This window comes from Stutzerimonas sp. FeSN7 (genome assembly GCF_030263795.1).
Lineage (GTDB): Bacteria > Pseudomonadota > Gammaproteobacteria > Pseudomonadales > Pseudomonadaceae > Stutzerimonas > Stutzerimonas stutzeri.
Genome location: NZ_JARPMN010000001.1, coordinates 2,338,857 through 2,358,143 on the forward strand (window position 1 = coordinate 2,338,857; position 19,287 = coordinate 2,358,143).

16 protein-coding genes and 1 riboswitch are annotated in these 19,287 nt (G+C 65.8%); of the genes, 12 read left to right on the plus strand and 4 right to left on the minus strand.

Features of this window, described 5'->3' with window-relative positions; all coding sequences use genetic code 11:
* Position 1: 1 nt before the first annotated feature.
* From P5703_RS10930 to P5703_RS10940, 3 genes are all read right to left on the minus strand, one after another.
* On the minus strand, positions 2-967 hold the full coding sequence (locus P5703_RS10930) for a L,D-transpeptidase family protein (RefSeq protein ID WP_014596643.1): 966 nt from the start codon (positions 965-967) through the stop codon (positions 2-4).
* Positions 968-1,035: 68 nt separating this feature from the next.
* Positions 1,036-1,317 carry a hypothetical protein gene (locus P5703_RS10935; RefSeq protein ID WP_013982725.1) on the minus strand — a complete coding sequence of 94 codons (282 nt, stop codon included), beginning with the start codon at positions 1,315-1,317 and terminating at the stop codon, positions 1,036-1,038.
* 43 nt (positions 1,318-1,360) lie between these two features.
* Entirely contained in the window at positions 1,361-1,966 is a 606-nt protein-coding gene (locus P5703_RS10940) for an arylesterase (RefSeq protein WP_011913161.1), read from the minus strand.
* Positions 1,967-1,977: 11 nt separating this feature from the next.
* On the opposite strand from P5703_RS10940, the gene P5703_RS10945 reads away from it, so the two are divergent.
* The 5 genes from P5703_RS10945 to P5703_RS10965 all read left to right on the plus strand — a co-directional run bounded on the left by P5703_RS10945 (position 1,978) and on the right by P5703_RS10965 (position 8,022).
* Complete coding sequence (locus P5703_RS10945) at positions 1,978-2,664, plus strand: ABC transporter ATP-binding protein (protein WP_020306344.1); 687 nt, start codon at positions 1,978-1,980, stop codon at positions 2,662-2,664.
* The gene (locus P5703_RS10950; RefSeq protein WP_279641719.1) at positions 2,664-5,165 is read left to right on the plus strand and encodes an ABC transporter permease; all 2,502 of its coding nucleotides are present in this window, start codon (positions 2,664-2,666) and stop codon (positions 5,163-5,165) included. Before P5703_RS10945 ends, P5703_RS10950 begins: the two co-directional genes overlap by 1 nt.
* 40 nt (positions 5,166-5,205) lie before the next feature.
* Positions 5,206-5,703, plus strand: coding sequence for a transcription elongation factor GreB (gene greB, locus P5703_RS10955; RefSeq protein ID WP_013982722.1), 498 nt, complete (start codon positions 5,206-5,208; stop codon positions 5,701-5,703).
* Positions 5,704-6,015: 312 nt separating this feature from the next.
* Complete coding sequence (locus P5703_RS10960; RefSeq protein ID WP_011913157.1) at positions 6,016-6,951, plus strand: triacylglycerol lipase; 936 nt, start codon at positions 6,016-6,018, stop codon at positions 6,949-6,951.
* A 63-nt stretch (positions 6,952-7,014) separates the two neighbouring features.
* Positions 7,015-8,022, plus strand: coding sequence for a lipase secretion chaperone (locus tag P5703_RS10965; protein WP_049324412.1), 1,008 nt, complete (start codon positions 7,015-7,017; stop codon positions 8,020-8,022).
* A gap of 5 nt (positions 8,023-8,027) precedes the next feature.
* Here the strand turns inward: P5703_RS10965 and P5703_RS10970 are convergent, their stop codons facing one another.
* Positions 8,028-9,443, minus strand: coding sequence for an MltF family protein (locus P5703_RS10970; protein WP_242100034.1), 1,416 nt, complete (start codon positions 9,441-9,443; stop codon positions 8,028-8,030).
* A gap of 172 nt (positions 9,444-9,615) precedes the next feature.
* Here P5703_RS10970 and P5703_RS10975 point away from each other — a divergent pair, with 172 nt between their 5' ends.
* From P5703_RS10975 to uca, 7 genes are all read left to right on the plus strand, one after another.
* Positions 9,616-10,422, plus strand: a complete 807-nt coding sequence (locus tag P5703_RS10975) for a TatD family hydrolase (protein WP_242100848.1) — start codon at positions 9,616-9,618, stop codon at positions 10,420-10,422.
* Positions 10,423-10,528: 106 nt separating this feature from the next.
* The gene (locus P5703_RS10980) at positions 10,529-11,998 is read left to right on the plus strand and encodes a methyl-accepting chemotaxis protein (protein ID WP_125850251.1); all 1,470 of its coding nucleotides are present in this window, start codon (positions 10,529-10,531) and stop codon (positions 11,996-11,998) included.
* Between the two features lie 192 nt (positions 11,999-12,190).
* Positions 12,191-12,288, plus strand: a riboswitch (guanidine-I (ykkC/yxkD leader).
* A gap of 131 nt (positions 12,289-12,419) precedes the next feature.
* Positions 12,420-13,235, plus strand: coding sequence for an ABC transporter permease (locus P5703_RS10985; RefSeq protein WP_013982717.1), 816 nt, complete (start codon positions 12,420-12,422; stop codon positions 13,233-13,235).
* The gene (locus tag P5703_RS10990) at positions 13,232-14,119 is read left to right on the plus strand and encodes an ABC transporter ATP-binding protein (RefSeq protein WP_242100035.1); all 888 of its coding nucleotides are present in this window, start codon (positions 13,232-13,234) and stop codon (positions 14,117-14,119) included. The genes P5703_RS10985 and P5703_RS10990 overlap by 4 nt, the downstream gene beginning before the upstream one ends.
* Before the next feature lies 1 nt (position 14,120).
* A complete protein-coding gene (locus P5703_RS10995) occupies positions 14,121-14,849 on the plus strand; it encodes an urea amidolyase associated protein UAAP1 (RefSeq protein ID WP_045632794.1) in 729 nt (242 codons plus the stop codon).
* Between the two features lie 13 nt (positions 14,850-14,862).
* Positions 14,863-15,498 carry an urea amidolyase associated protein UAAP2 gene (locus P5703_RS11000; protein ID WP_011913149.1) on the plus strand — a complete coding sequence of 212 codons (636 nt, stop codon included), beginning with the start codon at positions 14,863-14,865 and terminating at the stop codon, positions 15,496-15,498.
* A 158-nt stretch (positions 15,499-15,656) separates the two neighbouring features.
* Positions 15,657-19,256: an urea carboxylase gene (gene uca / locus P5703_RS11005; RefSeq protein ID WP_242100036.1), complete on the plus strand. Its 3,600-nt coding sequence runs from the start codon at positions 15,657-15,659 to the stop codon at positions 19,254-19,256.
* Positions 19,257-19,287 lie beyond the last annotated feature (31 nt).

The window sequence follows — 19,287 nt, forward strand, 5'->3', positions numbered from 1 at the left end:
GTCAGAACAACTGCTCTTCATGGACGGCGACTTCGGTCCGCTGCTCGGCGATCTGGATCGGCAAGCCGTCTTCGCCAGCAATGATCTCGCGCACCATTTCCCAGTCCAGGTGCAACTTGCCCGCGGCCTCGTCACGCTTGAGCAGGGTATTGATGACGACGGCGTGCTTGTCCATCAGTGTCAGCGTCTTTTGATCACCGTCTTCCAGCGGCGCATGGGCTTCTAGATAGACCTTGCCCTCGCTGACGCCGAACTTGTAGGGCTCGTCGACGATACGCACCGGCGTTCCGACTTTCACCATCTTCGCCAGTTCTAGCACGTTGTGGTTGAGCATACGGAAGCAACCGTGGCTCACCCGCATGCCGATACCGAACTTCTTGTTCGAGCCATGAATCAGGTAGCCCGGAAGCGAAAGGCTCATCTTGTATGGGCCGAGAGGATTGTCCGGGCCTGGCGGAACCACCGTCGGCAACGGATCGCCATCGGCGGCGTGCTCTTCGCGAATCGACTTCGGCGGATACCAGGCCGGGTTGCTGGTCATGGCCGTGATCCGGGCTGTTCCAACCGGAGAACCCCAGCCCTCTCGGCCGATACCCAGCGGGAAGGTATGCACCACGTTCTTGCCTTCCGGGTAGTAGTACATCCGGTACTCGGCAATGTTGATCACGATGCCCTCGCGCGGGCCCGGCGGGAGGATGAAACGGGTCGGCAGAATGATGTCGGTGCCCTCGCCCGGCAGCCACGGGTCGACACCCGGGTTGGCCGCGACCAACTCCAGATAGCCAAGATCGTGGGCTTCACCGATGGCAGCGAAGGTATCTTCGTACTTCGCCTTGATGACCTGAATCTGGCCGACGATGTCTTCGCCTTCCGGCGGCAGCGGCAGTTCGAGCGCCGCGCTGGGGCCCGCCGAAAGCAAAGCAGCGAATGACAAACAGGAGGCGACCGCAAACGCGCGCGAGACCATTGAAGAGTCCTTGAGAATCCAGAGTAGAAGGATAGATGCGATTGTACTTGAACCGACCGAAACGTGAGCTACCAGGCCGCAGTGGCAGACGGAAGGCCCTTGCGGCGCGCCTCGAGCAGCTGACGGCAGCTGGGACACAACTGACGGTCCTTCAGCGTGGCCCGCTCGAGTTCCCGCCAACGGGGCTGAGCCGGCAGCAAGCCGCCGCACAACGTGCGGTCGGCATTTCCGCTCAGTTCCAGTTGCCGCAGCGCCAGGTGCAGTCGATTCTCGCGGCAGGCGAACATGTCGTACTGTTCGTCCGGCACGATGAGTCGATAAGCGTAAAGGGTCCTGGCTGAGCGCGACATCTGAGGCTCCAATCGAGGGCGCGACAGTAGCTGCGGCCACGCCTCAAAGCAAGGGCTCGAGTGCCGGCCAGACCGTCTCGAGCAACTGGCTCTGCGCCTCGGCCGTCGGATGGATGCCGTCGGCCTGCATCATCCCGGCAACGCCCCCTACACCCTCCAGCAGGAACGGCACGTAGGCGACGCTCTTTTCCTGCGCAAGCGAGTCGAACGCATCGGCGAATGCACGGGTATAGCGCTGCCCCAGATTCGGCGGCATCCGCATGCCCAGCAGCAACACTTCAGCACCGGCTTCGCGGCTGCGATCGATCATGTCGGCAAGATTCTGTTTCAATTGCACAGGTGATTGCCCACGCAATCCGTCATTGCCGCCCAGCTCCAGAATGACCACTTCAGGGGTATGTTCCTCAAGCAGGGGATCGAGCCTGGCAAGCCCGCCAGCCGTGGTATCGCCACTGATGGAGGCGTTCACCACACGCCAGGATTCATCGCCCTCGACGAGGCGTTCCTGCAGCAGATGCACCCAGCCCTGGCTGGTTTCCAGCCCGAAAGCGGCGCTGATACTATCGCCGACCACCAGTACGGTTCCGGCCAGGGCTCCCTGAGTCCAGCACAGCAGCGCCAGGGCCCCGCATTTCAGCCACCTTCGCATCGGATTCCCTCATGAGCGGCAATATTCTCGACGCCCGGAACCTTAACAAAGTGGTACCCAGCGCGGAAGGCGAGCTGAGCATCCTGGCCGACCTTTCATTGCAGCTGGCTAAGGGCGACAGCCTGGCCATCGTCGGCACCTCAGGGTCGGGCAAGTCGACACTGCTCGGCCTGCTGGCCGGGCTCGATCTACCGAGTTCGGGCGAAGTTCATCTGGCCGGCCATGCGCTGGCGGCGCTCGACGAAGACCAGCGGGCGCGGGTGCGTTCCGAACACGTCGGTTTCGTCTTTCAATCGTTCCAGCTGCTCGACAGCCTCAACGCCCTGGAGAATGTCATGCTGCCGCTGGAACTGGACGGGCGCCGCGACGCTCGCGAGCGCGCCACCGAGCTGCTCTCTCGCGTCGGCCTGGGCGAGCGCCTGCAGCATTATCCCCGCCAGCTATCCGGTGGCGAGCAGCAACGCGTCGCACTGGCCCGCGCCTTCGCCGCCGAGCCCGAGGTGCTGTTTGCCGACGAACCCACCGGCAACCTCGACACCCATACTGGCGCGCATATCACTGAACTGTTGTTCGAGCTTAACCGCGAACGCGGCACGACCCTGGTGCTGGTCACCCACGACGAGCGCCTGGCCAGGCGCTGCCATCGCGTGCTTCGCCTCGAGGGCGGGCGCCAGATCGCCAGCGAGACGAGCGAATGATGGGCCTACCCAAGGCGCGCCTGTTCGCTCTGGCTTACCGGCAGTTGCTGCGCGACGCTCGCGCCGGCGAGTTGCGCGTGCTGTTTTTCGCCCTATTGATCGCCGTCGCCGCCAGTACCGCCATCGGCTATTTCGGTGCACGCCTGAACGACGCCATGCTGCTGCGGGCCAGCGAGTTCCTTGGCGCCGACCTGGTGCTGGGCGGCAGTGCACCTGCCTCGGCGCAACAGATCGACGCCGGCAAGGCACAGGGGCTGGAACATGCCCAGGTGGTCGAATTCTCCAGCGTCATCGCCACCGACCAGGACTTGCAGCTCGCCAGTGTCAAAGCGGCCAGCAGCAGCTATCCCCTGCGCGGCGCCTTGCGCAGTGCGGCGCAGCCCTACGGCGCCGAAGAAGCCGGCGCCGGTCCGGCCCCGGGTGAAGCCTGGGCCGAGGCCAGGCTGTTCGCCGCCCTGGACCTGGCAATCGGTGACGACATCGAAGTCGGCAATAAGCTGCTGCGCCTGACCCGCGTGTTGACCTACGAGCCCGATCGGGTCGGTGATTTCTACAGCCTGACGCCACGCGTGCTGATGCACCTGGATGATCTTGCCGCGACCGGTGTCGTCCAGCCTGGCAGCCGAGTGCGCTACCGGGAGCTCTGGCGCGGCGAAAGCGCCGCACTGGCGGCTTACCAGCAGGCACTGCAGCCCGGGCTGCAAGCCCATCAACGCATCGAAACCGCCGGCGACAGCAACCGGCAGATAGGGGGCGCACTGGGCCGTGCGGAACGCTATCTGAACCTTGCGAGCCTGGCTGCGATTCTGTTGGCGGGCGTTGCCGTGGCGCTGTCGGCTGCCCGCTTCGCCACACGCCGCTTCGATGCCAGTGCGCTGCTCCGCTGTCTGGGCCTTTCCCGCCATGACGCGCTGCTGCTCTATACCTTGCAACTGGGCATGCTTGGCCTGCTGGCCAGCCTTGTCGGCGCCCTGCTCGGCTGGACCGCACAGCACGGGCTGTTCTACCTCCTGCGCGATCTGCTGGCGCAGGAGATTCCCCCCGGCGGCATCTGGCCCGCCGCAGCCGGTGTGGCCACGGGTCTGGTGGCGCTGGCGGGCTTTGCCCTTCCGCCATTGGCAGGACTGGGTCGCGTACCGCCATTGCGGGTACTGCGCCGCGACCTGCTGCCGGTGCCACCCAGCGCCTGGCTGGTGTACGGCACGGCGATCCTGGCCCTCGGCCTGATCATGTGGCGGCTGAGCCTGGACCTGAAGATCACCCTGGCTCTGCTGGGCGGCGGCCTGCTTGCCACGCTGGTGCTGGGAGGCCTGTTGCTGCTCGGCCTGAAGGGTATGCGTCGCCTGCTTGCCGGCGCTTCGCTGAGCTGGCGGCTGGGGCTGGGTCAGCTGCTGCGGCATCCGCTTGCAGCGGCGGGACAGGCGCTTGCCTTCGGCCTGATCCTGTTGGCCATGGCACTGATCGCCCTGTTGCGCGGCGAGCTGCTCGACACCTGGCAGGACCAGTTGCCGGACGACGCACCCAACCATTTCGTACTCAACGTCTTGCCTGCAGAAAAGGATGCCTTCGCCGAGCGAATCGACGCACTCTCCAGCCATGCCGCGCCACTGTATCCGGTGGTGCCGGGCCGACTCGTGGCGATCAATGGCGAGCCGGTCCGCCAGCTGGTCAGCAAGGAGTCCCAGGGCGAACGCGCGATTCGTCGCGATCTCAGCCTGACCTGGTCGGCCGACCTGCCCAAGGACAATCATCTGGTGGCTGGCCAGTGGTGGCATGAGCGGGCCGAGGCGGAGCTGCCAGGCGTGTCCGTCGAGGCCGAACTGGCCGAAAGCCTGCAGCTGAAGCTGGGCGACCAGCTGAGCTTCACCATAGGCGGGCTGACGCGTGACGCTCGCGTCACCAGCCTGCGCGAGGTCAACTGGGACAGCTTCCAGCCCAACTTCTACATGATCTTCGAGCCCGACACCCTGCAGGGCATGCCGGCCACCTACATGACCAGCTTTCACCTGCCACCAGGCAACGAGCGCGAACTGGTGGAGCTGGCGCGGGCGTTCCCGTCGGTGACCCTGCTCCAGGTGGAGGCGCTGCTGGCCCAGCTGCGCAGCATCCTCGCGCAGGTCTCGCTGGCGGTGGAGTACGTACTGCTGTTCGTGCTGGCGGCGGGGCTGGCCGTGCTCTTCGCCGGTCTGCAAGCGACACTGGACGAACGCATCCGCCAGGGTGCGCTACTGCGCGCGCTAGGGGCCGAACGGCGTCTGCTGCTGAGGGCGCGCCGGGCCGAGTTCGGATTGCTCGGCGCTGCCAGCGGCCTGCTCGCCGCGCTTGGCTGCGAACTGGTGAGCGCCCTGCTCTATCACTATGCGTTCGACCTGCGCTGGCAGCCGCATCCCTGGCTGTTGTTGTTGCCGCTGATCGGCGCGCTGCTGGTCGGCAGCGCCGGGCTGATCGGCACGCGTCGCGCCCTCAACGCGAGCCCGTTGAGCGTACTGCGCGAGAACTGAAGCGCTACAATCGGCGCTTTTGCAGCGAGGTCGGAATTCAATGAGCCGTTATCGCCCACCCCGCCCGGCCGGCACGCCGCTGATCACACCAGAAGGCGAGGCCCGGCTGCGCGCCGAATTGCACGAACTGTGGCATGTCAGGCGACCACAGGTTACCCAGTCGGTCAGCGAAGCCGCCGCCCAGGGCGACCGGTCGGAGAACGCCGAGTACACCTACGGCAAGAAAATGCTGCGCGAGATCGACAGCCGTGTTCGCTTTCTAACCAAGCGTCTGGAAAAGCTGAAAGTTGTCAGCGAACGACCCAGCGACCCCAACAAGGTGTACTTCGGTGCCTGGGTGACGCTCGAGGATGAAGACGGTGAGCAGGCGCGCTACCGCATCGTCGGTCCCGATGAGCTGGACCTGCGCCAGGGCATGATCAGCATCGATTCACCCCTCGCCCGCGCACTGGTTGGCAAGGCGCTGGACGCCGAGGTGCAGGTGCAGACGCCGACCGGAACAAAGCTCTGGTACGTCGTCGCCATCGATTATCCATGACCAGGCAGTCGGATACAGAACATTTAGTCACGATAATCGTCGATCATGCAGGCTTTAAACGCTCATGTTCTGCGAAAAAGCCAGATCATCACCTAATCACCCACTCCGGCGTTTCGCTTCGTAACAGGCACGCCCAACCCGCCTGGTAGCGCAACGCTAGCCGCATCGCTGCGATCCGCCAGTTAGAGCGGACGCTGCCGAGTGGGTCGGCTCTGGCACGAATGCTGCGCTGGCAAGGGCGCAGTACGCGCCATGCGCGGTGAACGGCAAGGGACTGCCCCATAGCCCGATTCACATTCGAAGAGTGCGTCCATGAACAAGAACAAAACCTTGCTCGCCCTCTGTCTCGGAAGCGCCCTGGCGCTTTCCGGTCAGGCATTCGCTGCCACCGGCAGCGGCTACACCGCCACGAAGTACCCGATCGTGCTCGCCCACGGCATGCTGGGTTTCGACAGTCTGCTGGGCATCGACTATTGGTATGGCATCCCTAGTGCGCTGCGCCGAGACGGCGCGCAGGTCTATGTCACCGAAGTCAGCCAGCTCAACACATCGGAACTGCGTGGCGAGGAACTGCTGGCCCAGGTCGAGGAAATCGTTGCTATCAGCGGCAAGCCGAAGGTCAACCTGATCGGCCACAGCCACGGCGGACCGACCATCCGGTACGTGGCAGGCGTACGGCCGGACCTGATCGCCTCGGTCACCAGTGTCGGCGCGCCCCACAAGGGCTCGGACGTGGCGGATCTGATCCGCAAGGTTCCAGAGGGTTCATCCGGTGAGGCCATAATCGCCGGCTTGGTGAACGCCATGGGCGCGTTCATCAACTTCGTCTCCGGCAGTTCCAGCACCGCTCCGCAGAACTCCCTGGGTTCGCTGGAATCGCTCAACAGCGAGGGCGCGGCCCGCTTCAATGCCAAGTTCCCCCAGGGCATACCCACCACCGCATGCGGCGAAGGCGCTTACAAGGTCAATGGCGTGCACTACTACTCCTGGAGCGGCACCAGTCCGCTGACCAATCCGCTGGACGTGAGCGACGCCATGATGGGCGCAGGCTCGCTGGCCTTCAGCGGACCCAATGACGGGCTGGTCGGACGCTGCAGCTCGCACCTGGGGATGGTGATCCGCGACAACTACCGCATGAACCATCTGGACGAGGTCAACCAGTTCATGGGGCTGACCAGCCTGTTCGAGACCGATCCTGTCAGCGTCTACCGCCAGCACGCGAACCGATTGAAGAACGCGGGGCTCTGACGCAGCCGTTTCCTTGAACCAGGCCGGGATCATCGATCCCGGCCGCTACCGAAAGGCGAGTCCATGAGCAGATCCATCCTTCTGTTGCCGCTGGCCATCGCGCTGGGCCTGGGCTTCTTTATCGCCCGGCCCGAAACCACCGTGACGCCGGTGGCAGAAGCACCCGCATCGTCTCCCGCCGCCAACCTCACTGCCGCTCGTCCTGCCCAGCGCACAGCGACCGGCGCGGCACCGCAGGTCATGGCGAAGCTGCCCGCCTCCTTCAAGGGCACCGAGGTCGACGGCCAGTTCCAGCTGGACGCCGCCGGCAACCTGATCATCGGTCCAGAGCTGCGTCAGCTGTTCGACTACTTCCTCAGCGCCATTGGCGAGGAGCCGCTCAAACAGAGCATCGAGCGCCTGCGGCACCATATCGCTGCGCAATTGCCGGAGCCTGCCCAGGCGCAGGCACTTGCCGTGCTCAACCAATATCTCAACTACAAGCGCCAACTCGGTGATTTCGAAGCGCAGCATCCTCGGGTTGCGGACCTCGCCTCGATGCGGGACCGGTTGAGCGCCGTACGAGCGCTGCGCGCGCACGCGCTCGATCCGGCGACTCACCAGGCGTTCTTCGGCCTGGAAGAAGCCTATGACCATTTCAGTCTGGAGCGGTTGGCCATTCGCTTCGATCCCGCGCTGGACAGCGATGCCAAGGGTCGCGCGATCGACCAGCTGCGAGCCGGGCTGCCCGCTGAACTGCAGGACCTGCTGATGCCCCAGCTGCAGACCGAACTGCGTGAGCAGACCACCGCCCTGCTGGCGAACGGAGCGGGTCCACAGCAGCTGCGGCAGCTGCGCCAACAACTGGTCGGCAGCGAGGCAGCGGATCGGTTGGAGGCACTGGATCTGCAACGACGGCAGTGGCAGCAGCGCGTCGCCAGCTACCAGCAGGAGCGTACCCGTATCGAAACCGCCCGCGGGCTGGATGAGGTCGAACGCCGTGCCGCCGTCGAGCGGCTTGAAGCACAGCGCTTCAGCGACAGTGAGCGCCTGCGTCTGCTCGCGGTTGTGCAGGAGGATCGGACTCGCTGAGCGGGTCAGTTGGCGGCGGTCTTGCGGTCCGCCTCCAGCAGATAGCGTTCGCGCTGGTAGGCCAGGTAGTACTTGTTGACGCTGTTGACGTAGGCCACGACTCCCATGCCGACCGTTTCCATGGCGATGCGCTCGACCTGGAAGAACCACTGGTCCGGGTTGAGGCCGCGCCGCCTGGCTTCGGCGCGCATGCTCTGCACGCGCTGCGGCCCCAGGTTGTAGGCAGCGAGAATGAACGCCATGCGCTCGCGCTCGTTCAACCGCGGGCTGGCGAAATGGTTGCGACGGATATTGGCCAGGTACCTGGCGCTGGCCTGCACATTGTTGTCCAGCTGCTGGACGCTGCTCACGCCCATTGCGCGCGCGGTCGCCGGCGTCACCTGCATCAGGCCGGTGGCACCGCCTGCGCCTCGTGCGGCGGGGTTGAGCGTCGACTCCTTGAACGCCAGCGCGGCCAGATTCAGCCAGTCCAGCTCGATCTGCTCGGCGTAGCGCTGCAGGGTCGGACGGACCTTTTCCAGGCGCTGGCGGCCAACCCGATCCAGCGGATACTGCACCTTGTACAGCCGCCGGTAGACCCGTTCGAACGCTGCATCCTGATTGTCGGGGAGGTCATAGTCCTTCAGGAACCGATCGGCACTGGCCCGGAGCATGCTGGCCTCCTTGCGCACGAACCAGTGCATGCTGGTCTTCTCGCCAAGGCTCAGGTGCTGCTCGATGCGCAGCTTCGGCATGACCTTGGCCCAGCGCTGGGCGATGGTCTGCTCGACGACTGTCGCCGGGTAGACCCCGGCCTGCACCATCTCCAGCACATCCTCCACCGCCAGCGTCGGGTCGACCCACTCGGCGACAATGGGGGCCAGCTTGCGCTCCATCAGCTGCTTGTTCAGCTGCGCCAGTGCAGGCCCGGCCGCGCTGCCCGGCGGCAGCGCCAGGCTGCGCCCGGAGAGCTGTTCGAGGCGCTGGTAGCGCGGCCCACCCTGGCGGCTGACCAGCACCAGGGCAACGTCGCTGACCACCGGTCGGCTGCGGCTGATGCCCTTCATACCGGTCAGTGGAAGCAGCTCCCCGGGTGCAACCAGATCCCCTTCGCCGCGCTGCAGCGCTCCGAGCAACTGATCCTTAGCCTTGGGAACGATCTTGAGGGTGATGGCCTTTCCGGATGCGGCGTTGCGGTTCAGGTACTGTTCGAAGGCGCGCAAGCGGGCGTACTCCACGCCGATCGCCTCGCCCTTGATCTCACCGGAGCTGTTGCGGCTCTGGTTGACCAGCACTCGCAACACGCCGCTGCGGCGGATTTCGGCGAGATCACGTACCTTGTCGCTCGATTGCCAGGCCTCCGGTCCGGCCATGCGGGCGCTTGCCGTGAGCGGCAGCGAACCCAGCAACAGACAGAGCAGAAGTGGCAGCAATCGTGACATCGAAGATGTACCGGTTTGGGACACGAAGAACGCTGATGCGGTGCTCCCTGCCCGCAAAAGGTGGCAAAGATTCGCACAGCTCGAACGAATGCGCCAGTTTCGCCTGAAAAACTGGTTTAGCTATATTTCCTATCTATTTGATTTAAATAACATTTACTTTTTAGAGGTTCTCATGCAACTCGTGGATATCGGCGTCAACCTGACTCACCGCTCGTTCGCCTCCGCCCCCTCCGCGGTGGTGGAGCGCGCCAGAGCCGCCGGTGTGACCCAGATGGTGCTGACTGGCACGAGCCTCGCGGAAAGCGAAGCCGCCCTGACCTTGTGCCGTGAACTCGACGAATCCCGCCAGCACCTGTTCAGCACCGCCGGCGTGCACCCGCATGACGCCAGCCAGTGGACCGGGGACAACGCCAGCCAGCTGCGCGCTCTTCTGGCCGAGCCCGAGGTGCGTGCCGTCGGTGAGTGCGGGCTGGACTTCAACCGCGACTTCTCGCCCCGACCGCAACAGGAACGCGCCCTGGAAGAGCAACTGCAACTCGCAGTGGAAAGCGCAATGCCGGTGTTCCTCCACGAACGGGACGCCAGCGAACGACTGGTGGCGATCCTGAAACCATTCCGTGATCGGCTGAGTGCAGCGGTCGTGCATTGCTTCACCGGCGACAAGCGGGCGCTGTATGCCTATCTCGACCTCGATCTGCACATCGGTATCACCGGCTGGATCTGCGATGAGCGGCGAGGCACCCATCTGCATCCTCTGGTGCGGGACATCCGTGCGGACCGGCTGATGCTGGAAAGCGACGCCCCCTACCTGCTGCCTCGCAGCCTGCGACCAAAGCCGAAAAGCGGACATAACGAACCGGCGTATCTGCCGGAAGTGCTGCGCGAGGGGGCCCGCCATCGTGGCGAAAGCGAAGCTCAGCTGGCCGCGCATACAACCCTGACGGCGCGCCAGTTCTTCGGCCTGCCGGACATCGATTGATTCGCAGATTGCACTCAAGCTCCGCGCCCGGCGGCCGTTAATTATCCCGTCGTGCCGAAAGCGCCAAGCCGCGCTCCGGGAACCCTCAAATAGAAGAAGAGCAGCCATGGCCGTTTGGATTCGCGATCTGTCGCTCAAGTACAAGTTCTGGGCGCTCAACATGGTGAGCTTCGTCATCGCCCTGTTGCTGGTGCTTTACGCCGTGCAGTTGGAGCAGAGCGCACGCAGTGCCGATGCCCGCAGTGCCGCCCAGGCGCGCGCAAGCGTGCTGGCAGCCTGGCCGAATGACGCGGCATTGCCGCAGGCCGCTGATCTGACCCTCTATCCCGCGGGGCAGCGCGCCGTGATCGGACGTCAGTCACTGGCCGACTCCGGCTGGACAGCACTGGACCACGACCGCCTGTTTTCCACCCATCCGCTGATCGGTGTGGAAATGCTGTCCCGGCCCGACGGTCAGAGGCTCGCGGTTATGGCTCGCGCGCCCAGCGTGATCCAGGTGCTGGGGCAACATTTCTTCAGCTATGCCGCCGCCGTCGCCGTGCTGATGCTCGGTCTGCTCGCCGCCTCGCAGCTGCTGATCCGTTTCCTGCTCAGCCACCTGAACACGCTCAAGGACGTCATGCTGCACGTCGAGCGCAGCGGCGACCTGCAGGCCCGCGTGCCGCTGGACAGCCGTGACGAAGTCGGTCAGATGGCCGGCGCGTTCAATGCGATGCAGGGCGGCTATCAGCGCGTCGTCAGCACCGTCGCCCAGGCCGCCGCGCGCCTGGATCAGGGCGCCAGCCGGCTGGCCTCGAGCATGAACGATGTGCATAGCGGCATGCGCGGCCAGCAAGGCGAAACCGACCAGGCAGCCACGGCGATCAACGAGATGAGCGCGACGGTGCATCAGATTGCCGAACATGCCCGCGAAACCCGCGACCTGTCGCAGAACGCCGATCGCCTTGCAGGCGACGGCCATCGGGTGGTCGGGCGGGTGGAGAAATCCATTTCCAGCCTGTCCCAGGGTGTGCAGCAGACCGGAGAGATGATCGAGCAGCTCGCTGCCGACAGCCAGAAGATCAACGGTGTGGTCAGCGTGATTCACAGCATCGCCGAGCAGACAAACCTGCTGGCACTCAACGCTGCGATCGAAGCCGCCCGCGCCGGTGAGCAGGGTCGCGGTTTCGCGGTGGTGGCCGACGAGGTACGCAACCTGGCCAAGCGCGTTCAGGACTCCACCGACGAGATCACCCAGATGATCACCGGACTGCAATCGATGACCCGCGATGCCGTGGAATTCATGCAGGAGAGCTCGCTCAAGGCCGACGATTGCGTGCGCGAGGCACACGAGGCCGCCCAAGCCCTGGAAGCCATCGCCGAAGCCGTGGCGCAGATGCGCGAAAGCAACACGCAGATCGCCGTGGCCGCCGAGCAGCAGAGCCAGGTCGCCGAGGAGCTCAACCGCTCGGTTACCGGCATTCGCGACGTCACCGAGCGCACCGTGGAGCAGACCGTCAGCTCCGCCAGCACCAGCGCCGAACTCGCCGCCCTCTCCACCGACCTCAGTCGCGCCATCGGCCAGCTCAGGCTCTGAGGTACGCCCCGCGCCGCGTGCACCACAACGCGGCGCGGCCTGCCCGAAAAACAGGCAGCACCCCGTCTCATGCCCCATGAAGGGGCGTCTCGCCAGCCTTGGCTCAGCGCAAAAGCCGCTGACACCTGCCAATCCTGCCTTGGCACCGCTCTTGCTTTGTCGATCCTGCAGGTGAAGCTGCTGCGACAATTCGAAATAGCCGACTAGGGTTCCGACTCGCTCGCGAGTGGCTGGTCCGAGAGTTGGCGACCTCCAGTGAGGTTACACGGCGGGATAAAAGCCCGGGAGAACAGCGTGATCCGCACGCAGCTCCTGCGCCATCCCCAAACACTGGAGGGTTTGCCATGTGCCCGCTCGTATCGGCTCTGCCACTCGCCGCTCTACCCGCCCCCGCGGCTGCCTCGCAGTGGGGCACCTGCCCATGCGCCTGATCAATCGAACGCCGAGCCGCAGCGGCTGGCTTGCTCTGGCCATACTGCCCTTCGCCCTGTTGCTGGCGCTGTACTTGACCAGCTCTACCCAGCGCCTGGAAATCAATCCCAACGACAAGCTCCTGCCCAGCTTCGGCCAGATGAGCGCGGCTGTCGAACGCCTCGCCTTCACCCCGGACAAGCGCTCGGGCGACTACCTGTTCTGGCAGGACACCGCCTCGAGTCTCAAGCGCCTCGGTAGCGGACTGGCCATCGCCGCCGTGGCCGGCCTCTGCCTGGGCGTCGCCGCTGGCACCCTGCCGCTTTTCGGTGCGCCGCTGTCGCCCCTGCTAACCGTGCTGTCGATGGTGCCACCGCTGGCGATCCTGCCGATCCTGTTCATCGTGTTCGGGTTGGGCGAGCTGTCCAAGGTGATGCTGATCGTCATCGGTATCACCCCGATCCTCGCCCGCGACCTCGAGCAGCGTGCTCGCGAGATACCCCGCGAACTGCTGATCAAGGCGCAGACCCTCGGCGCCAACACCTGGACGCTGATCCTGCGCCTGGTGTTGCCGCAGCTGCTGCCGCGCCTGCTCATCAGCCTGCGCCTGGTGCTCGGCTCGGCCTGGCTGTTCCTCATCGCCGCCGAAGCCATCGCCTCCACGGACGGGCTCGGCTACCGCATCTTCCTCGTACGCCGCTACATGGCCATGGACGTGATCCTGCCCTACGTCGCCTGGATCACCCTGCTGGCGTGGGCCATGGATTTCTCGCTGCGGCGCCTGACCCAGCTGCTGTTCCCCTGGTATGAAGGAGCCAAGGCATGAGCGACAGAAAGAGCGCAGCCGTTGCGGGCGGATCCGTCGCCCACCTGGAGCACGACGCACCTATAAGCCGCAGCGCAGGCGATGCCAGACCGTTCATCCAGGTCAGGAATGTCTGGCAGCAGTATGGCGACCAGGTGGTGCTGGAGCGCCTGAACCTGAAGATTGCCGAAGGTGAGTTCTGCACCCTGGTCGGTGCCTCCGGTTGCGGCAAGTCGACCTTCCTGCGGCTGCTGCTCGGCCAGGAAGCGCCCAGCCGTGGCGAGATCCTGCTGGATGGCCAGCCATTGGCAGACGAACCGGACGCCAGCCGCGGCGTGGTTTTTCAGCGCTACTCGGTATTTCCGCACCTGACGGTGCTGGACAACGTCGCCCTCGGCCTGGAACTGCCGCGCGCCCCACTGCTGGGTCGTCTGCTCGGACGCCGCAAGCGCGATGCCCGTGAGCAGGCCGCGCAGATGCTGCACAAGGTCGGCCTCGGCCATGCGCTGGACAAGTACCCGGCACAGCTCTCCGGCGGCATGCAGCAGCGCCTTGCCATCGCTCAGGCACTGGTGATGAAGCCCCGCGTACTGTTGCTGGACGAGCCCTTCGGCGCCCTCGACCCCGGCATTCGCAAGGACATGCATGAGCTGCTGCTGGAGCTGTGGCGGGAAACCCGGCTGACGGTGTTCATGGTCACCCATGACCTCTCGGAAGGCTTCACCCTCGGCAGCCGCATCCTGGTCTTCGACAAACCGCGCATCGATCCCCACGCCCCGGGTGCCTATGGCGCACGGGTGACCTACGACATTCCACTGCACGAGGGCCGCCATGCTCCCGGCGCGTCCGCAGGTCTGCCGACCGCCCTCGCCGACCCATTTCGCACTGCCTATCAAGGAGCCTGACATGAGTGCTTCACTCGCGATCCGCCCCACGCTGTACGAAGAAACCGTTCCCGGCGGCGGCCACACCTCCTTCGTCCTCAAGCGGGGCCAACTGCTGCGTCTGACCGATCTCGAAGGCGGCGCCAACGTCAGCCTGATGCTGCTCAACGCCCAGGAGAAGAGCGAGCGGCTGAACCTGCCGGATACCCTCAAGGGCCAGCACACCGCCAAGCTCACCGCCGGGCATTGCCTGTACTCGGACATGGGGCGCGTACTCGCCGCCATCACGGCCGACACCTGCGGCTGGCACGACAGCTTCGGCGGCGTGCTGAACGCCGATGAAGTCATGGAGAAGTACGGCCAGGGCCGCTATCAGGAACTGCGCAACGGCTTCTTCCGCAATGGCACCGACAACCTGCTGGTGGAAATGGGCAAGTGGAACCTGAACCTGCAGGACCTGCTCATGGTGCTCAATCTGTTCAGTCGCGTGGACGTCACTGCCGACGGCGCCTTCGCCTTCCACCAGGGCCACTCCAAGGCCGGCGATTACATAGAACTGTACGCACCGATGGACACCCTGGTGATCCTCACTGCCCTGCAGCATCCGCTGGACCCCAATCCGCTGTACGCACCCAAACCGGTGCAGCTGAGCTGGCACAAGGTCGAGAGCGATGGCATCAGCGTGCTCTGCCGCACCTCGCGCCCGGAAAACGGCCGTGCCTTTCACAACACCGAACGTCTGTACATCTGAGGAGGTGGCCGCGATGAGCCTTACCGAAAGCAGCCTGCACCCCGAAACCGCCGCCTTCCGCCATGTGATCCCGGCCGGCGAACCGTACCTGTTCGAAGTCAAGGCCGGACAGACCCTGCGCCTGCTCGATCTCGAAGGCAACCAGGCGGTGGACACGCTGTTCTTCAGCGCGAAAAACCCGCGCGAGCGCTACGATCCACAGCGCACCCTGCGCCGGCAGAACCGCGTCTACCTCACCACCGGCACGGTGCTCTATTCGAACCTCGGCAATCCGCTTCTGACCATCACCGCCGACACCTGCGGCCGCCATGACACCCTCGGCGGGGCCTGCGCCCAGGAGAGCAACGTGGTGCGCTACGCGCTGGACAAGCGCTACATGCACAGCTGCCGTGACAACTTCCTGCGCGCGAGCCTCAACGACGGTCGCCTGACCAAGCGCGACATTGGCGCCAACATCAACTTCTTCATGAACGTGCCGGTGACCCCCGAAGGCGGCCTGACGTTCGCCGACGGCATCTCCGCGCCAGGCAAGTATGTGGAGCTGAAGGCCGAGCAGGACGTGATCGTGCTGATCTCCAACTGCCCGCAGCTGAACAACCCCTGCAACGGCTGGAACCCGACGCCCGCCGAGGTGCTGGTGTGGAACTGATGCCGCTGTTGCGTCGCTACCTGCTGCCGCTGCTGCAGGCACGCGCCGGGCAGCGACCCCAGCGGCCGGCAACGAAGAAACCCTCCCCAACCACGGACGGCCGTGGCACTGATGAATAAAGGCGGGACGGCCCGCCAGCCCTTCGAGGGTTACTGACCATGTTCGACAAACTGCTGATCGCCAACCGCGGCGCCATTGCCTGCCGCATCCTGCGTACGCTGCGCAACCTGAATGTGAACAGCGTGGCCGTCTACTCCGAGGCCGACGCCGCCAGCCTGCATCTGCAGCAGGCCGACGAGGCCCACAGCCTGGGCGAAGGCCCGGCCACACAGACCTATCTGGACGCGCAGAAGATTCTCCGCATCGCCCGTGAAACCGGCGCGAAAGCCATCCACCCCGGCTACGGGTTTCTCTCCGAGAACGCGGCGTTTGCCGAAGCCTGCGAGGCCGCCGGGATCGCCTTCGTCGGCCCGACGCCGGAACAGCTGCGGGTGTTTGGCCTCAAGCACACCGCCCGCGCCTTGGCCAAACAACGCGGCGTACCGATGCTGGAGGGCACCGAGCTGCTCGACAGCCTCGCCGATGCCCTCGGCGCAGCCGAGCAGGTCGGCTACCCGGTGATGCTGAAAAGCACCGCCGGTGGTGGTGGTATCGGCATGCGCGTGTGCCGCTCGGCGGCGGAGCTCACTGATGCCTTCGACGCGGTCAAGCGTCTGGGGCAGAACAACTTCAGCGATTCGGGCGTGTTCATCGAGAAATACATCGAGCGCGCCCGCCACCTGGAGGTGCAGGTGTTCGGCGACGGCGCCGGCGAAGTCATCGCCTTGGGCGTGCGCGACTGCTCGGTGCAGCGGCGTAACCAGAAGGTGCTGGAGGAAACCCCGGCGCCGAACCTGCTGACCGGCATGGCCGAGGCCCTGTGCGAGGCGGCAATCACCCTGGCCAAGGCGGTCAGCTATCGCAGCGCCGGCACCGTGGAGTTCGTCTACGACGCCGAAGCCGAGCGTTTCTACTTCCTCGAGGTAAACACCCGCCTGCAGGTCGAGCACGGCGTCACCGAGCAGGTCTGGGGCGTGGACCTGGTGCGCTGGATGATCGAGCTGTCCGCCGGCGACCTGCCGCCGTTGGCCGAGCTGGTGAAGGATCTCAAGCCGAGCGGCCACGCGATCCAGGCGCGCGTCTACGCCGAGGACCCGGGCCGTGACTTCCAGCCGAGCCCGGGCCTGTTGACCGCCGTGGCCTTCCCGGCCGCCGACGGCAAGAGCCTGCGCATCGACACCTGGGTCGAGGCCGGCTGCGAGATCCCGCCGTATTTCGACCCGATGATCGCCAAGGTCATCAGCTGGGCGCCGAGCCGTGAACAGGCCCGCGTCGCGCTGGACGCCGCCCTCGGCGACACCCTGCTCTACGGCGTGGAGACCAACCGCGACTACCTGCGCCAGATCCTCGGCTTTACACCCTTCGCCAGCGGCAACCCCTGGACCCGCTGCCTGGAAGGCCTGCGCTACTCGGCCAGCACCTTCGAGGTGATCAGCGCCGGCACCCAGACCACCGTGCAGGACTTCCCCGGCCGCCTCGGCTACTGGGCGGTGGGTGTGCCGCCGTCCGGCCCGATGGACAGCCGCGCGCTGCGCCTGGGCAACGCCCTTTTGGGCAACCCCGAGGACGCCGCCGGGCTGGAAATCACCATGAGCGGGCCGATCCTGCGCTTCAACACCGATGCGGTGGTGGCGCTGACTGGCGCCGAGATCCCCGTGAAGCTCGATGACGTCGCGCAGCCAATGTGCACCGCCATTCTGGTCAAGGCCGGCAGCATCCTGACCATCGGCACCATCGCCGGCGCCGGTGCCCGCTCCTACCTGGCCGTGCGCGGCGGCGTGCAGGTGCCGGAGTATCTGGGCAGCAAGAGCACCTTTACCCTCGGCCAGTTCGGCGGTCACGGCGGCCGCGCCCTGCGTGCCGGCGACGTGCTGCACCTGGCACCGCTGAGCGACTCGTCGGCCGGCGCCAGGCACGCCGCCGAGCTGTGCAGCGCCCTGCCGGCGGTGCGCGAGCTGCGGGTGATCTACGGTCCGCACGGCGCGCCGGAATACTTCACCGAAGGCTATATCGACAAGTTCTTCGCCACCGACTGGGAAGTGCACTTCAACTCCAGCCGCACCGGGGTGCGCCTGATCGGCCCGAAACCCGAGTGGGTGCGCGAGAGCGGCGGCGAGGCCGGCCTGCATCCATCCAATATCCACGACAACCCCTACGCCATCGGCGCGGTGGACTTCACCGGCGACATGCCGGTGATCCTCGGCCCGGACGGCCCGAGCCTGGGCGGCTTCGTCTGCCCGGTGACCATCATCGAGGCGGATCTGTGGCAGCTCGGCCAGCTAAAGGCCGGCGACAAGCTGCGCTTCGTCCCGGTGGATGTGCTGACCGCACGCCAGCTGGCCAAGGCCGCCGATGCCGAGTGCGCCAGCCTCGCGCCGGCGGCAGTGGTCGCCACGCCGGTGGCGCTGCAGTCGCCCATCGTGCTCGATATCGGTGAAGCAGACAGCCGCCTGGTCGCCCGCCTCTCCGGCGACACCCACCTGTTGCTGGAAATCGGCGCGCCGGAGCTGGACCTTGTGCTGCGCTTCCGTGGCCATGCGCTGATGCAGGCCCTCGAAGCCAAGCAGCTCGATGGGGTGATCGACCTGACCCCCGGCATCCGCTCCCTGCAGGTGCACTACCAGCCCGAGACCCTGGCGCTGGAAGATCTGTTGGAGATCGTCGCCGGCCTGTGGGAAGCCGTGTGCGCCGCGCAGGATCTGAAGGTGCCCTCGCGCATCGTCCACCTGCCGCTGTCCTGGGACGACCCGGCCTGCCAGTTGGCCATCGAGAAGTACATGACCACGGTGCGCAAGGACGCGCCCTGGTGCCCGAGCAACCTGGAGTTCATCCGCCGCATCAACGACCTGCCCAACCTCGACGCGGTGTACCGCACGGTGTTCGACGCCAGCTACCTGGTGATGGGCCTGGGCGACGTCTACCTCGGTGCGCCGGTGGCCACCCCGCTGGACCCGCGCCACCGCCTGGTCACCACCAAGTACAACCCGGCGCGCACCTGGACCGCGGAGAACTCGGTGGGCATCGGCGGCGCCTACATGTGCATCTACGGCATGGAAGGCCCGGGCGGCTACCAGTTCGTCGGCCGCACCCTGCAGATGTGGAACCGCTACCGCGCGGTCGAGGCGTTCGGCGGCCAGCCGTGGCTGCTGCGCTTCTTCGACCAGATCCGCTTCTACCCGGTCTCGGCCGAGGAGCTGTTGAGGATCCGCCGCGATTTCCCGCTGGGCCGCTACCCGCTGAAGATCGAGCACACCGAGCTGCGCCTGTCCGACTACCAGGACTTTCTTGCCGCCGAGGCCGACAGCATCGACGCCTTCCGCCGCCAGCAGCGCGGCGCCTTCGACGCCGAGCGCCAGCGCTGGATCGAATCGGGCCAGGCGCACTTCGAGAGCGAGGAAGTCGCCGCCGACCTCGGCGAGGACGCCCCGCTCGGCGCCGGCCAGCACGGCATCGAAAGCCACATTGCCGGCAACCTCTGGCAGGTGTCGGTGGCGGAGGGCACGCGGGTCGAGGCCGGCGACGTGCTGGTGATCCTCGAGAGCATGAAGATGGAAATTCCGCTCACCGCGCCGGTCGCCGGCGTGGTCAAGGAAGTCCGCACCCAGCCCGGCTCGCCGGTGCGCGCAGGCCAGCGGGTGGTGGTGATCGAGGAGGCGTGAGGCCCCTCGGCACCCGAAGCAACGTCGGGTG

What these genes read in the sequence shown, in the direction of transcription:
- P5703_RS10970 (WP_242100034.1), bottom strand. Translation starts at nt 9,443, where the DNA reads ATGTCACGATTGCTGCCACTTCTGCTCTGTCTGTTGCTGGGTTCGCTG.
- greB (WP_013982722.1), top strand. Translation starts at nt 5,206, where the DNA reads ATGAGCCGTTATCGCCCACCCCGCCCGGCCGGCACGCCGCTGATCACA.
- P5703_RS10950 (WP_279641719.1), top strand. Translation starts at nt 2,664, where the DNA reads ATGGGCCTACCCAAGGCGCGCCTGTTCGCTCTGGCTTACCGGCAGTTG.
- P5703_RS10975 (WP_242100848.1), top strand. Translation starts at nt 9,616, where the DNA reads ATGCAACTCGTGGATATCGGCGTCAACCTGACTCACCGCTCGTTCGCC.
- P5703_RS10930 (WP_014596643.1), bottom strand. Translation starts at nt 967, where the DNA reads ATGGTCTCGCGCGCGTTTGCGGTCGCCTCCTGTTTGTCATTCGCTGCT.
- P5703_RS10965 (WP_049324412.1), top strand. Translation starts at nt 7,015, where the DNA reads ATGAGCAGATCCATCCTTCTGTTGCCGCTGGCCATCGCGCTGGGCCTG.
- P5703_RS10940 (WP_011913161.1), bottom strand. Translation starts at nt 1,966, where the DNA reads ATGCGAAGGTGGCTGAAATGCGGGGCCCTGGCGCTGCTGTGCTGGACT.
- P5703_RS10980 (WP_125850251.1), top strand. Translation starts at nt 10,529, where the DNA reads ATGGCCGTTTGGATTCGCGATCTGTCGCTCAAGTACAAGTTCTGGGCG.
- P5703_RS10935 (WP_013982725.1), bottom strand. Translation starts at nt 1,317, where the DNA reads ATGTCGCGCTCAGCCAGGACCCTTTACGCTTATCGACTCATCGTGCCG.
- uca (WP_242100036.1), top strand. Translation starts at nt 15,657, where the DNA reads ATGTTCGACAAACTGCTGATCGCCAACCGCGGCGCCATTGCCTGCCGC.
- P5703_RS10960 (WP_011913157.1), top strand. Translation starts at nt 6,016, where the DNA reads ATGAACAAGAACAAAACCTTGCTCGCCCTCTGTCTCGGAAGCGCCCTG.
- P5703_RS11000 (WP_011913149.1), top strand. Translation starts at nt 14,863, where the DNA reads ATGAGCCTTACCGAAAGCAGCCTGCACCCCGAAACCGCCGCCTTCCGC.
- P5703_RS10990 (WP_242100035.1), top strand. Translation starts at nt 13,232, where the DNA reads ATGAGCGACAGAAAGAGCGCAGCCGTTGCGGGCGGATCCGTCGCCCAC.
- P5703_RS10995 (WP_045632794.1), top strand. Translation starts at nt 14,121, where the DNA reads ATGAGTGCTTCACTCGCGATCCGCCCCACGCTGTACGAAGAAACCGTT.
- P5703_RS10945 (WP_020306344.1), top strand. Translation starts at nt 1,978, where the DNA reads ATGAGCGGCAATATTCTCGACGCCCGGAACCTTAACAAAGTGGTACCC.
- P5703_RS10985 (WP_013982717.1), top strand. Translation starts at nt 12,420, where the DNA reads ATGCGCCTGATCAATCGAACGCCGAGCCGCAGCGGCTGGCTTGCTCTG.